This is a genomic window from Paenibacillus sp. FSL M7-0420, from assembly GCF_038002345.1.
Lineage (GTDB): Bacteria > Bacillota > Bacilli > Paenibacillales > Paenibacillaceae > Paenibacillus_AQ.
The window spans coordinates 5,305,337-5,319,402 of the sequence record NZ_JBBOCJ010000001.1; the positions used below are offsets into that span (position 1 = coordinate 5,305,337).

Consider the following 14,066-nt stretch of genomic DNA (forward strand, 5'->3'; position numbering starts at 1 on the left):
CCCACACCGTCCATTTCTCAACCCACCCTATGACTATACCCATAAAGGCAGAAAAAAGACGCACCTCATTAATAAGTGCGCCGTTCACTGCGGTCCGGCCGATCCAGGTACATCATCTCGCGGTCTTCCTGTCCCTGCGGTATGCGGGGCTCCTCCAGCTTCACGAGCACGACATCCGCCCCGATCTTCACGATATTCCGCCACGGAATCACAAGATCGGCGCCGCCGCCGAACAGCCCCATGAACCGGGTGTACCCCGGGACAATCACAGCGTCAATAACGCCTCTGCGCAAATCCAGCTCCAGATCGCTGATCTGGCCCAGCCGTTTACCGTCCACAATATTGATTACATCTTTGGTTTGAAAATCGGAGATTTTCATCTTTTTACCCGAAGCTGACGTTTCCTCAATCATCCTGCCACCCCTGTACATTCAGACCTATAGCTTCAGTATATGTCCTTAGGGCTTGGCCGCATGACTGTATTCCAGAGCCTCAGCGCCCCGGACATATAAAAGGATATCCCGGCTGGCCGCTAGGTGCCGCCATTCCGGAATATCCTCCGCTCATTTATAGACTGTGGTCAGGACTTTACATGCTTTTGCATTTGCTGGATCGCTGATTTCTCAAGCCGTGAGACCTGGGCCTGTGAGATGCCAATCTCGTCAGCGACCTCCATCTGGGTCTTGCCTTCGAAGAAGCGCATCGACAGAATGCGTTTCTCCCGCTGCCCCAGCCGCTGCATGGCCTCCCGGAGCGCAATCTCCTCAATCCAGGAGACATCCTTGTTCTTGTCGTCGCTGATCTGATCCATCACATAGATCGGGTCCCCGCCGTCATGATAGATCGGCTCGAACAGGGATACCGGGTCCTGGATCGCATCAAGCGCGAAGACAACATCCTCCTTCGGAACGCCGAGCGCTTCGGATATTTCGAAGATCGTCGGCTCCCGCGAATTCTGGTTCGTCAGGCTGTCACGCACCTGCAGCGCCTTATAGGCAATGTCACGCAGGGAGCGGGATACCCGGATCGGGTTGTTGTCGCGCAAGTAGCGGCGGATCTCTCCGATGATCATCGGCACCGCATAGGTGGAGAACTTGACATTCTGCGATAAATCGAAATTATCGATGGCTTTCATGAGTCCGATGCAGCCTACCTGAAACAAATCATCCACGAACTCTCCACGATTATTGAACCTTTGAATCACGCTTAGCACAAGCCTGAGGTTGCCATTTACCAATTTCTCTCTGGCGGATCGCTCGCCCTGCTGCTGCAGCGAAGTGAACAATGCCCGCATTTCCACGTTCGTGAGAACAGGCAGCTTGGCGGTGTCCACACCGCAAATCTCGACTTTATTTCGGGTCATGATGATTAACCTCCCAAGGAGAAACATTACTGTACATTATCTCCCCGGTCCGGCATTTTATTCCTCAGCTTTCATCACTTACACCATCTTGTTGAACTCCTTGCGCAGCCGCTTGATAATTCGTTTCTCCAGGCGCGAAATATAGGATTGGGAAATGCCCAGCAGATCGGCCACATCCTTTTGCGTTTTTTCCTCGCCGCCCCGCAGCCCGAAACGAAGCTCCATAATCAGCCGTTCCCGCTCGCTAAGCTTCTCCAGCGCCTTCTGCAGCAGCTTACGGTCGACCTGCTCCTCGATGTTGCGGTAGATCGTATCGTTCTCCGTACCCAGCACATCCGAGAGCAGCAGCTCGTTGCCGTCCCAGTCAATATTCAGCGGTTCATCAAAAGAAACCTCGCTTCTGGTCTTGCTGTTGCGCCGCAGATACATCAGAATCTCATTCTCGATGCAGCGCGAGGCGTACGTGGCCAGCTTGATTTTTTTCTCCGGATCAAAGGTGTTGACCGCCTTAATGAGTCCAATCGCGCCAATAGATACCAGATCCTCGATGTTAATGCCGGTGTTCTCGAATTTCCGGGCGATGTAGACCACCAGCCGCAGGTTACGCTCAATCAGCATAGCCCGGACCGCCGCATCCCCGCTGGAGAGCCGCTGGAGCAGAAATTCCTCCTCCTCGCGTGTCAGCGGCGGCGGCAGCGCTTCACTTCCCCCGATATAATAAATCTCCTGGCTCTTCAGACCGAGCAGAAACAGCATGCGGTAATACTGCAGTTGCAGCACAAGCTTGAATTTAACCATTATTGTTCCTCCTATAGGTTACTTAGCCCCATCACCTTGTCAGCCGGCGCTTCTGGAGCACTCTCTTTATGGGTCAGGTCAGGATGTATGACCGCCCGGTACGCGCCGTCTCCCGACAGTGTCCCGCCATCCAGCCCGATGAGTACCCTTGTGCTGCAAAAGGTATCACCGCCAAGCTCTATCCTCACCTTATCCGGCTTCAGCGCGAGCATGAAGGATGCCCCGCGGTTGACGCCTCTGTACGGCACCAGCCGTACCCTGTCCTGCCAGGCGAACGACTGCCCGTCCGTTTCCAGTACAAGTGTATCTGCACCCGTCTGGGTCAGCCTCCCTTTCCAGGAAGCCGGCAAATGGCCCTCCCACAGCGAGGCTTCCATCACCATCACCGGAATCCTCGTCAGCGGATCGCTGAGCCGGTTCCCGGTATCCAGTAGTCCGGGGCAGGTAACTGATACTCCGTCGATCTCCACCGTCACTTCCCCGATATAGGAATCCAGTTGCTCTCTGTGCCGGCGGGAGGACTGGATCAGCTTGAAGAGCAGCAGCACCAGCGGAAGCAGGGCAAGCACGAACCAGAACCCGATCTTCAGATGGTAAGCTTGGCCTCCCGAGGAGGTGAAGATTATGCCCTTCCAGATGTCACCAGAGCTTTGCAGCAGATAATGAACGCCTATGATCCCTCCCGCCGCCGCAAAATTAATGATATAAAACGCCCCAAATGCCCGAAGATAGCTTTGCAGACTTCTAAATCCAAAGGCTATCCAGATCATCAAAACCGATAAACCGAATTTGACGAGAAAGGTATACAGAAAGGACAGCTCCGGTACAAACATCATGACAACATAGAGAGCCCCCGCCAGCGCTGAGAGTGTCAGCCGCCACCAGGACACCTTGTGCTTAACCAGCCAGCTTGTCAGCCACAGCAGGACTCCGTCGATCAGCAGATTGGCGGCAAAAATCAAGTCAATATACACAACCATCGCTCTCACCTGCCTGCAAGCGGATATCTATCCGGAGGCCGGGGTGCAGGCTCTCTTTTTAGACGATATGATTAGTATAGAAACTCCCGCATCCAAAGTCTGTCTAAACATGGGGGGCGTTCTTGCAGTTTTTTTGTCGAGTTATAGGCCTTGAGAGGAACTTCAGCGCACAACAAAAGCCAGCCTTAAGCGGCTGGCTTCATTCGTGCCGGATTTAATTGTTGATAGATTCCAACTCTTCTTCGGAGAGTCCGGTGGCCTTCTGCACTGAAGGATAATCCATTCCCATAGACAGGAGATTCTTTGCTATAACCCGTTTGGCTTCTAACTCACCTGCCGCTGCACCTTCCGCCACTCCCTTGGCGAAGCCTTCCCTAAGCGCACCATCACGCTGTGAAGCTTCGTCCATCAGAAACTTCTGGCGGTCCTCATATTTACGGCGGGCTTCTGAATCCTGACTCAGAAATTCCAGCGTCTCCATCGCCTTCTTCAAGGCTGGCTCGTTCATTTGCAGCACCTCCCAATCAGAGTAGTCAATCCCTTTCAAGAACAGCAGCCAGTTCACAAGGCCGCCCTCGCCGGGCTTAGCCGGCTGGTTCAGCTTGGGCAGCTCCAGGAAATGAATCTCGATATCGTCTGTCAGCGGCGCTCCGCTGCTGTCCTCCCGCAAATGAAATACACTGTGTGTATGTTCATTAGGGAGTACCTTATAATTCAGAATATTGATGGTCACACATTTCTTGAGGTCTATATATTTGCCGCTCACCTGAAGCTGGCCCGCATACCTTTTGCTCCAGTAATACAAGGTCCGTTTCTCAATATCATATTTGTTAAACAGCTGCATCTCAATATTAATCAGCTTGCCGTCTACAGACTTCGCCCAAATGTCAAATATCGATTGCTTATCCAGCGGATCATCCTTATCCGTATAGGGATTGAGCAGCACCACTTCCTCCAGCGGAAGATCGCCCGCATCCAAGAATATCTGGTTCAGAAAAGCGAGCAGTACATCCTTGTTGCCCTCGCTTGCAAATATCCGCTTAAATACAAAATCCACCCGGGGGTCCAGCATTTCCATGGTATCGTCTCCCGTTAACGTTATTATACAGCCTGAAAAGCAAAAAAACACCATACCCCGCAGTTCAAAGCTGCGTGATACGGTGCTTCCGTAACAGTCTAAGCTATAATCGCTATTGATGGCTCTTAATCATTATTGCCGCGTGTCCGGTTGCGCAGGAAGGTCGGAATATCCAGCTGATCAGAGCTTGTCTGATTCCCGAACGGACGAAGATTCTCACTCTTGCTCTTATTATCAGCAGCGGGTTCGCTGTTTGCCGCAGGACGGCGTACAGGAGCTATGGGAGAAGGCTTGTGTTCAAAACCGGTCGCAATAACCGTAACCTTGATCTCGTCCTTCATGCTCTCTTCGATAATGGCACCGAAGATCATATTCACTTCAGGGTCCGAAGCAGAGGTAACAATCTCGGCAGCTTCATTCACTTCGTACAGGGAGAGGTTAGAGCCGCCTGTAATGTTCATAATGACGCCGCGTGCACCTTCAATGGAGGTTTCAAGCAGCGGGCTCATGATCGCCTTGCGGGCCGCCTCAGATGCACGGTTCTCACCGGTTGCAATCCCGATGCCCATAAGCGCTGAACCGCGCTCCGTCATAATCGTCTTCACATCGGCAAAGTCAAGGTTGATCAGGCCGGGAACCTGAATAAGGTCGGAGATGCCTTGTACCGCCTGACGGAGTACATTGTCCGCTTCACGGAAGGCTTCGAGCATTGGAGTCTTCTTATCCACAATTTCCAGGAGGCGGTCATTCGGAATCACAATCAGCGTATCAACCTTTTCCTTGAGCGCTTCGATTCCGAGCTCTGCCTGGTTGGCACGTTTTCTGCCTTCAAAAGTGAACGGGCGGGTCACGACGCCTACCGTCAATGCTCCGCATTCTCTGGCGATTTCGGCAATGACAGGCGCTGCGCCTGTTCCGGTACCGCCGCCCATGCCTGCGGTAACGAAGACCATATCCGCGCCCTTCAGCGTATTCGAGATCAGATCGCGGGATTCCTCTGCCGCCTTCTTGCCGACCTCAGGATTCGCTCCTGCGCCAAGTCCGCGGGTCAATTTATCCCCGATTTGTAATTTATGCTCCGATTTGGCCATATGCAGCGCTTGGGCGTCTGTATTAACCGTGATGAACTCAACACCCTGAACGCCATTTTCAATCATCCGGTTCACAGCGTTGCTTCCGCCGCCGCCGACGCCGATGACTTTTATTTGCGCCAAACTCTCCATTTCAAAATCAAATTCCAACATATTGTTTCCATCTCCCCCTCGAGTAGTGCTTGGATGGCCAGTCCAAGTATATCTGGATTACACTTATATGAACTCGCTAAACATATTCTTTAGTCGTTCCACCAGACCCGGCTTCTTGGAAGAATCCTGAACCGGCGCTGCGCTCTGCTTGCTGCGGTTAACGGTCTTCTTGTTGGCACTTCCGCCGCTGCTCCGTCCGCGGTAGTTACGTACCACATTATGAAGGATGCCTACGCCGCCCGTGAAGCCGGGGTCGCGTACTCCAATATAATCCGGAACAGCGATCCGTACGGAGGCTGCCAGCTCGTTCTGGGCCACCTTAAGCACCCCAGGCATCGAAACTGTACCACCCGTAAGTATATAACCTCCCGGGAGCTCCGTATAACCAAGCCGCTTCACTTCCTGGCGGATCAGGTGGAAGATTTCCTGGACTCTCGGCTCGATAATCGCCGCCAGATCTTCCTGGTTGAATTCCTTCTCTACATTGCTGCCGATACGCAGGACTTTGAAAACGACCTCCGAAGCGGCATCGTCGATCCAGGCACAGCCGTATTTCAGCTTGACCTTCTCGGCCTGGTCGGTAAGTGTCCGAAGTCCGTACGCAATATCATTGGTTATGAATTCTCCTCCGATCGGAATCGTGGAGGTTGCACTAAGGGAACCTTCTTCATATACGGCTATCGTGGCTTGTCCGGCACCTATATCCACCAGTACAGCCCCCATCGATTTCTCATCTTTGGAGAGCGCTAATCCGCCAGCCCCGAGAGACATAAGGACAAGATCTTTAACCTTAAGACCTGATTTCTCCACGCAGCGGAGCAGATTATGTATGGGGGTCTTGGCACCGGTAATGATCGTGGCCTCCACTTCCAGGCGGACGCCGATCATTCCGCGCGGGTCCTGAATGCCTTCAAGGCCGTCTACGATATACTGCTTGGCGACAACATCAATGACCTCGCGTTCAGGCGGGAGTGCAATGACCTCCGCTGCCTTGATTACGCGGTCGATGTCATCTTCGCCGATCTCACGGTCCTCATTCTGAACGGCAACTACGCCATGGCTGGATTGCAGGCCGATATGGTTGCCGGAAATGCCGACATACACCTCGGATATTTGAATACCGACCATTTGCTCCGCATGCTCTACGGCACTCCTGATCGATTGCACAGTCTGATCGATGTCTACAATCGCACCCTTGCGTATCCCTTCCGAATCAGCAGATCCAACGCCAATAATATTGAAGGTTCCACTAGTAACTTCCCCGATTATTGCCCGAACTTTGGATGTACCGATGTCCAAACTAACAATGATGTCATTGTTGCTCAAGCCCTATGGCACCTCCTGTTATAATCATAATAAACATGTCTTTGATCCCGGTCGCGGGAAACATCTCTGTACATATTCAACATCCCTAATCCTTTCCCTCTTTTTTCAACAAATTTTTTGAGAGGAATAATATGACAAGGTATTCACGTGCAGGCAGGCGCCCTCCGCTTAGCGGGATCAGCACCTGACATTCAAACAAGGAAAACAAGAGAACAACGGCTATATATCTCAAAAAATCCGCAGAAAAAAGAGGGATATTGCTTATTGCCCGTAAAACAGATTGTAGCATTTATTCCGCTCTATTAGTAGGGACTATTTACTCTTGTGTCTCTGCGTCTTCCCCGTTGTCCCCGGCTTCGGTATGGAACGGAACATAGGAATCCGCCTCCAGCATTTTGATCAGTCCCGGCTCCTCCGTCTGAATCACCTGATTCAAATAGCCTACTTTATTCTTCAGCAGGGAAATGGCCGTAATGACCTCAAAACGTGAACGTGTATAGAGCTTGATCCGGTCAGGAAAAGATAACGTCGGGGAAGGCACGATCTCCGATATATCACTGGTCAGCTCATTTGGAATTTCGGCCAGCGCCTGGCACAGCTTGGTCTTATAAGGATCGTCAGCCTTCCAGTTGGTCAGTATCGGCTTCTCCACGGCAATTCCGGTATCCGTCACAGAGACGGCGGCCCCGCTCGACAGAATAGCCTCCAGCACGCCTGCCTGGTCCAGCTCATAGGCAACCGCCGGGTACTCCTTCACAGTGATCGTAACCACACCGGGGAACCTCTTGCTTACTTGCGCCTCCTGAACCGTCTTCAGCTCCTCCAGCGCCTTCCCCACAGTATCTCCGGAGACTGCGAAGAACTGTCCTCCGATCTTCAGACCGCTTGCAGCCAGCAGCTGCTCGCGGGACGTATATTTATCCCCCTGCATTTCAATGGCTGTAATCTTGCTGATCGACGAACGGAAGAAGATTACAGCAAGCAGCGCAGTGAACAGCAGTGCCAGGATAATGATGATTTTACGGTTTTTTCTCTTGCTAGGCTTGTCCTCTTTCAAAAGAGGTATTCGCGTTTTTGGCATTCTCATATCTCCGTAATAAGGCCCTGTCTCCTTCCTCACGGCTACGCCGAAGGAGACAGGGAGCTTTAATTGGCCAAATCCAGCGGGTCAGGCACAGGCACCTTGCGGCTAATGCGTGCTCCCAGCTTCTGAAACAGTAACTCAATGCCGTCGTATCCCCGGTCAATATGATGCGCCTGCTCAACAATAGTCGTTCCCTGAGCAGCCAGCCCGGCGATTACAAGGGCTGCTCCTGCCCGCAGGTCAGTAGCCTCAACCGTTGCCCCGTACAACCTCTGAACGCCGCGTATGAAGGCCCTGTTCAGATCAATGGAGATATCGGCTCCCATCCGGGCCATCTCCTCCACATGCTTGAAGCGCCCTTCGAAGACCGTTTCCTTAATCACACTGAATCCTTCCGCCAGGGACAATAGAACCATAACCTGAGACTGCAGGTCCGTAGGAAAGGACGGATACGGAGAGGTAACAATTCGCTCAACCGCACGGGGACGTCCCATACAGCTGATATTAATTATATCATTGCACACTGTAATTTGAACACCGGCGCGCCTCAGGATGTGGATCAGGGAGGTCAAATGTCCTGCATTGGTGTGTGTCAGCGTCACATTGCCCCGCGTGGCGGCGGCGGCAATCATCACGGTTCCGGCAACAATCCGGTCGGGGATCACCTCATAGCTGCAGGCATGGAGCTTGCGGACACCCTGAATGGTGATCGTATCCGTCCCTGCGCCGATAATCTGTGCCCCCATCGCATTGAGGAAGTTCTGCAGGTCCTGGATTTCCGGCTCTCTCGCTGCCCCGGAGACGGTGGTTGTGCCCTCGGCCATGGCGGCGGCCATCATGATATTCTCCGTGGCGCCCACGCTGGGATAATCCAGATGGATATCACAGCCTCTCAAGCTGGCAGCCCGGCAGCAGATCCGGCCGCCGGACTCCTCAATCTCTGCCCCGAGCAGCTTCAGGCCCTGCAGGTGGAGGTCAATCTTGCGCTCCCCGATGGCACAGCCCCCCGGCTGATAGATCGTCACTTCCCCGAACTTGGCCAAAAGCGGGCCCATCAGGAATATGGAGGATCTCATCTGCCGCATCAGGTCCTCCGGAACATGAGAGGTCAGGAGAAAGGATGTATCGACGGTGACCGTCTCCTCTTCATGTACTGTCCTGCAGCCCAGCCGCTGCAGAATATGCAGCATCGTTTCGATGTCCAGCAGCTTCGGCACATTATGCAGTGAGTGAACTCCTTCGGCCAGCAGGCTGGCTGCCAGAATGGGCAGTGCCGCATTTTTTGCTCCATGGATACGTATGGTGCCTGACAGGGGGTTTCCACCCTCAATCACCAATTTGTCCAATGTATCACCTCCGAGATTACCGCTCACCCACCGTAAGCACTTCCTGCACCACGGTCCTGCAGAATCGGCCGGAACGAACTCCGTTTCCGAATCTCAGACATTAAGAAGCGCTCTGGGTGATTGTCACGATTATAGGATCATCCTATGTTCGGAGCTCCGTGTGTGTGACAATGTCAGCCCGGATTCTAGCGTTCCCGTCCTGCAGCCAGTCTGCGGAGCTCGCTGACAACCAGGGAGGCGGAATCTCTTTTGCCTAGGCGTCTAGAGGCCTCCGACATGCTGTGACGCAGCGTATCCGCTCCAATGATCTTCTGAACCGCTGTGAACAGCGCCTCGCCACTTAAGTCCTTCTCCAGCAGTACCACTGCCGCACCTTCACCTTCCAGCGCTCTGGCGTTGGCTTCCTGATGATTGTTCGTTACATTGGGAGACGGAATGAGGACAGAGGGTATGCCAAGCGCGGTAATCTCTGCGAGAAAAGAGGCGCCTGCCCGGTTCACGATCAGGGAAGTGCAGGCCAGCACCTCAGGCATATTGTGAACGTAAGGGAGGACATGCAGCCAGTTCGGAATACCGCCCAGCTGCTCGCGTACCGCTTTGCGGGTATCCTCAAAGTAAGACTCTCCGGTGACATATACATAGTGAACACCATTACCCTTACCCACAAAGGGTGCCATTTCAATCATGGCACGGTTAATCGCCTTGGCTCCTCCGCTTCCTCCGACAACCAGCACCACCGTGCTTCCTTCGGGGATACCGAGTGAAGCGAAGCCTCGCTGCGGATTAGCCGTCATGACCGTAGTGGCCCGGGGATTGCCCGTATAGATTACATTCTTGGCCCCGGGAAAAGCAGGCTCTGTGCCTTCAAAGCTCACCGCGACCGTGCTGGCATACCGGCTGAGAAAGCGGTTGGTCAGTCCCGGAATCGCATTCTGTTCATGGATCAGCGTCGGGATACCGAGCCGGGAGGCTGCATACACCACAGGTCCGCAGACATACCCCCCGGTGCCGACAACTACATCAGGCTTGAACTCGCGCAGCATGGCTTTGGAGGCTTTGACCCCCTTCAGGAACCGCATGACCGTCTTCACATTATCCATCGACAGCTTGCGGCGGAAGCCTGTAATATCAATGGACTGGAAAGGCAGATTCTCCTGAGGAACCAGCTTGCTCTCCAGACCTCGCTTGCCTCCTATATACAGGAAGACAGAATCCGTATCTTCGGATTCCAGTTGTCTGGCTACGGCTACGGCAGGATAGATATGTCCTCCTGTGCCGCCGCCGCTAAGTACAATACGCATGTCTTTCACCTCGCATAACGGGATAAATTAAGCAGAATGCCAAGAGCTGTGAGCATCAGGGTGAGCGATGAGCCGCCATAGCTGATGAGCGGAAGCGTGATGCCGGTTACCGGAATCAGGCCAATTACCACACCGATGTTGATGACGACCTGAACCGCCACCATACAGACGATTCCTACGGCAAGATAGCTGCCGAAGCGGTCCGGCAGGCTCATGGCTACCTTCATTCCGCGCCAGATCAGCAGCAGGAACAGCAGCAGCACGGCCAGCCCTCCGATGAATCCCAGCTCCTCGGCCAATATAGAGAAAATAAAATCAGTCTGCGGCTCCGGGACATAGCTGTATTTTTGCCGGCTCATCCCGAAGCCCAGTCCGCCCAGCCCGCCGGGACCCACCGCGTAGAGCGACTGAATGATCTGATAACCCGCGCCCAGCGGATCGGACCACGGGTCCAGGAAGGCGGTGATCCGCTGCAGCCGGTAAGGCGCAGCGGCAATGAGTCCGGCGAACCCGGCCAGCCCCAGCGCACCGAGGGAGAGCAGATGCTTCATCCGCGCCCCCGCTGTGAAGACCATCATCATGGCCGCGCCGAACATGACAGTGCCTGTGCCGAGATCCGGCTGAAGCATAATAAGTGCAAACGCGGAGCCGATCAGCGCAAGCGGCGGAAGCAGCCCGCGCATGAAGCTGGAGATGTCATACTCCTCGGTTCCCAGCCACTTGGCCAGGAAGAGGATCATCCCCATTTTCATGAATTCCGAGGGCTGAATGCCGAAGGAGCTGATGCCGAGCCAGCTGCGCGCACCTCCGCGAACCACGCCGATGCCGGGAATCAGCACCAGCACCAGCAGGGCGAAGCACACCAGCAGGAGCGGCCGGGCGAACCTTTTCAGCACCAGATAATCGGTGTTCGCCGTAATGAACATCGCGATGAGGCCCAGGCCTGCGAACAGCATCTGTCTTTTGACAAAATAAAACGAATCGCCATAATTGCGGAAGCCCAGAACGGACCCGGCACTGTATACCATTACCATACCGATAGCCAATAAAGCCAGTATCGGAAGCAGCAGCCAGATATCGGGCGCATGACGGGATTTGTTCATCAGGAGCACACCTCTTGCATCCGTAGTAGGGGCTTATCCACCCCCCTACTTAAAGGTTATGCACCGCCTCTTTAAAAATACGCCCGCGCTCCTCATAGGAGGTAAACATATCCCAGCTGGCACAGGCAGGGGACAGAAGAACTACATCCCCCGCTTCCGCCAGGGCGGAAGCCTCCCGCACAGCCTGCTCCAGCACGGCAGCGGCACTCTCCCCATTATCGACGGAGATGACCGTCTTTACTCCTGCCAGCCGGGCTACAGCCGCCAGCTTGTCCCGGGTCTGTCCAAGCGCCACCAGGGCTTTGACATTCTCTCCGAGGACAGGCAGCAGCTCCATATAATCCGAGCCGCGGTCCAGGCCCCCTGCGATCAGAATGACCGGCTTCCGGAAGGAGGCCAGCGCCATGGAGGTAGCTTTGGAATTGGTAGCCTTGGAATTGTTATAATAGGCGGCCCCTGCCTTGTCTGTTACATACTCCAGCCTGTGCTCCACCCCGCGGAAGGAAGCCAGCACCGGACCCAGCACCGCCGGGTCCGCTCCTGCGGCAATGGCAATGCCGCAGGCAGCCAGCGCATTCCCCACATTGAAACGGCCGGGAAGTCCGATAGAATCAACATCGGCTATTTCGGTCTCGCTCCCGGTGTAATCGCGGCAGATAATGACCCGCTTCAGCTCATCTGCCGTATCCGCCACGTAGGACGGGCGGACGAAGATGCCCTGCACCAGCTCCTCGTTCATGGAGAAGGGCAGAATGCCCGCCTTCAGATAGGGTACGAGCTCGCGGCAGACCGGATCATCCCAGTTCAGCACAGCGGTATCCTCCGGTCCCTGATTGGCGAACAGCTTCGACTTGGAGGCTACATAATCCTCCATGCCTCCATGGTAGTCCAGGTGGGTCTCCGCCACATTCAGCAAGGCAGCGATTCTGGGCCGGAATGCTTCGGTGCCCTTCAGCTGGAAGCTGCTTAGCTCGACCACCATCCAGTTGTCCGCGTCAGCCTCCTGTGCGGCCTGAGAGAGCGGCGTTCCTATGTTCCCGGCCACAATGGGGCGCATCCCCGCTGCCTCCAGCATATGGCCCACCCAGGTCGTTGTAGTGGTCTTGCCGTTGGAACCGGTGATGCCGATCATCGGGGCAGCGCAGAGATGATAAGCTACCTCCACCTCGGTCACCACCTCAATCCCCAGCTCCAGCGCCTGCTGCACCGGAGCGACCGAATACGGAATCCCCGGATTCTTGACAACCAGCTGCACACCCTCGTGGATCAGGCTCTCCGGATGCCCGCCGCATAGAACAGAAATTCCCAAAGATTCCAGTTCGGAAGCTTCGGGACTCTGATCTCTTTCCTTTTTATCATTGACCGTCACCACAGCGCCGTGTTCATGCAGCACCTTGGCCACCTGAACGCCGCTTTTGGCGAGCCCCAGAACGACCACCTCTTGACCACGGTACAGATCCGGATGTTTCATTCGTTACAACCCCTTGATGAGATATAGTCCAGCTGCCGCCAGCACGAGGCTCACCGCCCAGAAGGAGACGACTACACGCCACTCCGACCAGCCGCCCAGCTCAAAGTGATGATGGATCGGGCTCATTCTGAATACCCGTTTGCCGCGCGTCTTAAACGAAGCGACCTGAATAATTACGGACAGCATTTCAACCACGAAGACTCCGCCAATCACCACAAAGAGCAGCTCGGTCTTGGTGACAATAGCAATCGCGCCTATTGCCCCGCCGATCCCGAAGGAGCCGAAATCGCCCATGAACACCTTGGCAGGATGGGCATTGAATACGAGAAAGCCAAGCACTGCGCCAATCATCGCAGCGGCACAGACACCAGCGGCAATCGAGGTTGCCTGCATGGCTACCACCGCGAAGGCAGCGAGCGCAATTGCGCTTACGCCTGACAGCAGACCATCCACACCGTCCGTGAAGTTAACGGCATTCGTGACCGCCATCATCATCAGCACAATGAACGGATAATAGAACCAGGGGCCCCAGTCGAAGCTGAAGGAGGTTCCCGGAACGCTGATATTCGTATGATGCCCGGAAGAGATCAGCAGAACACTGAGCACGACGCCGACCAGCAGCTGGCCCAGCAGCTTCTGGCGGGCCGTAAGCCCGAGGGAGCGCTTGAACACAATTTTGATATAATCATCTAGGAAACCAATGAGTCCATAGCCCAGCGTAGCAGCCAACAGTACATAGAAGTCGGAATTAATGACCGAGAATTTCAGAAAAGACAGCGTGAACGCGACCATGATAATTACGCCGCCCATGGTAGGGGTTCCCGCCTTCTTCAGATGGGTCTGGGGCCCGTCGTCACGAACCTGCTGTCCCAGCTTAAGCCGGCGCAGTAGCGGTATGATTAGCGGAGCGGCAATGACCGCAAGGATAAAGGACACAGCAATAGTCAGCAGAAGTAATTGATAATCCATGGG

The 14,066-nt window shown here is 54.5% G+C and carries 13 protein-coding genes; all 13 read right to left on the reverse strand.

Going from position 1 to position 14,066, the window contains the following annotated elements; translation table 11 throughout:
- Positions 1-68 precede the first annotated feature (68 nt).
- The gene (locus MKX51_RS22640; protein ID WP_209871931.1) at positions 69-413 is read right to left on the reverse strand and encodes a YlmC/YmxH family sporulation protein; all 345 of its coding nucleotides are present in this window, start codon (positions 411-413) and stop codon (positions 69-71) included.
- 167 nt (positions 414-580) lie between these two features.
- Positions 581-1,363: an RNA polymerase sporulation sigma factor SigG gene (gene sigG, locus MKX51_RS22645; protein ID WP_036690188.1), complete on the reverse strand. Its 783-nt coding sequence runs from the start codon at positions 1,361-1,363 to the stop codon at positions 581-583.
- Between the two features lie 78 nt (positions 1,364-1,441).
- Positions 1,442-2,164 (reverse strand): RNA polymerase sporulation sigma factor SigE, encoded by a 723-nt coding sequence (gene sigE / locus MKX51_RS22650; protein ID WP_036690190.1) that lies wholly within the window; start codon positions 2,162-2,164, stop codon positions 1,442-1,444.
- A gap of 8 nt (positions 2,165-2,172) precedes the next feature.
- Complete coding sequence (gene spoIIGA / locus MKX51_RS22655; protein WP_340993970.1) at positions 2,173-3,141, reverse strand: sigma-E processing peptidase SpoIIGA; 969 nt, start codon at positions 3,139-3,141, stop codon at positions 2,173-2,175.
- A 214-nt stretch (positions 3,142-3,355) separates the two neighbouring features.
- Positions 3,356-4,219, reverse strand: coding sequence for an Rpn family recombination-promoting nuclease/putative transposase (locus MKX51_RS22660; protein ID WP_340993971.1), 864 nt, complete (start codon positions 4,217-4,219; stop codon positions 3,356-3,358).
- Positions 4,220-4,344: 125 nt separating this feature from the next.
- Positions 4,345-5,463 (reverse strand): cell division protein FtsZ, encoded by a 1,119-nt coding sequence (gene ftsZ, locus MKX51_RS22665; protein ID WP_036690196.1) that lies wholly within the window; start codon positions 5,461-5,463, stop codon positions 4,345-4,347.
- A gap of 63 nt (positions 5,464-5,526) precedes the next feature.
- Positions 5,527-6,789 carry a cell division protein FtsA gene (gene ftsA, locus MKX51_RS22670; protein WP_036690197.1) on the reverse strand — a complete coding sequence of 421 codons (1,263 nt, stop codon included), beginning with the start codon at positions 6,787-6,789 and terminating at the stop codon, positions 5,527-5,529.
- A 316-nt stretch (positions 6,790-7,105) separates the two neighbouring features.
- Positions 7,106-7,870, reverse strand: coding sequence for a cell division protein FtsQ/DivIB (locus MKX51_RS22675; RefSeq protein ID WP_340993972.1), 765 nt, complete (start codon positions 7,868-7,870; stop codon positions 7,106-7,108).
- Positions 7,871-7,935: 65 nt separating this feature from the next.
- The gene (gene murA / locus MKX51_RS22680; RefSeq protein WP_340938902.1) at positions 7,936-9,219 is read right to left on the reverse strand and encodes a UDP-N-acetylglucosamine 1-carboxyvinyltransferase; all 1,284 of its coding nucleotides are present in this window, start codon (positions 9,217-9,219) and stop codon (positions 7,936-7,938) included.
- Between the two features lie 185 nt (positions 9,220-9,404).
- The gene (murG, locus tag MKX51_RS22685; RefSeq protein ID WP_340993973.1) at positions 9,405-10,520 is read right to left on the reverse strand and encodes an undecaprenyldiphospho-muramoylpentapeptide beta-N-acetylglucosaminyltransferase; all 1,116 of its coding nucleotides are present in this window, start codon (positions 10,518-10,520) and stop codon (positions 9,405-9,407) included.
- A gap of 5 nt (positions 10,521-10,525) precedes the next feature.
- A complete protein-coding gene (gene spoVE, locus MKX51_RS22690; RefSeq protein WP_036724276.1) occupies positions 10,526-11,623 on the reverse strand; it encodes a stage V sporulation protein E in 1,098 nt (365 codons plus the stop codon).
- Between the two features lie 49 nt (positions 11,624-11,672).
- Positions 11,673-13,094, reverse strand: a complete 1,422-nt coding sequence (gene murD / locus MKX51_RS22695; protein WP_340993974.1) for a UDP-N-acetylmuramoyl-L-alanine--D-glutamate ligase — start codon at positions 13,092-13,094, stop codon at positions 11,673-11,675.
- A 3-nt stretch (positions 13,095-13,097) separates the two neighbouring features.
- A complete protein-coding gene (mraY, locus tag MKX51_RS22700; RefSeq protein WP_340938899.1) occupies positions 13,098-14,063 on the reverse strand; it encodes a phospho-N-acetylmuramoyl-pentapeptide-transferase in 966 nt (321 codons plus the stop codon).
- Positions 14,064-14,066: the final 3 nt, after the last annotated feature.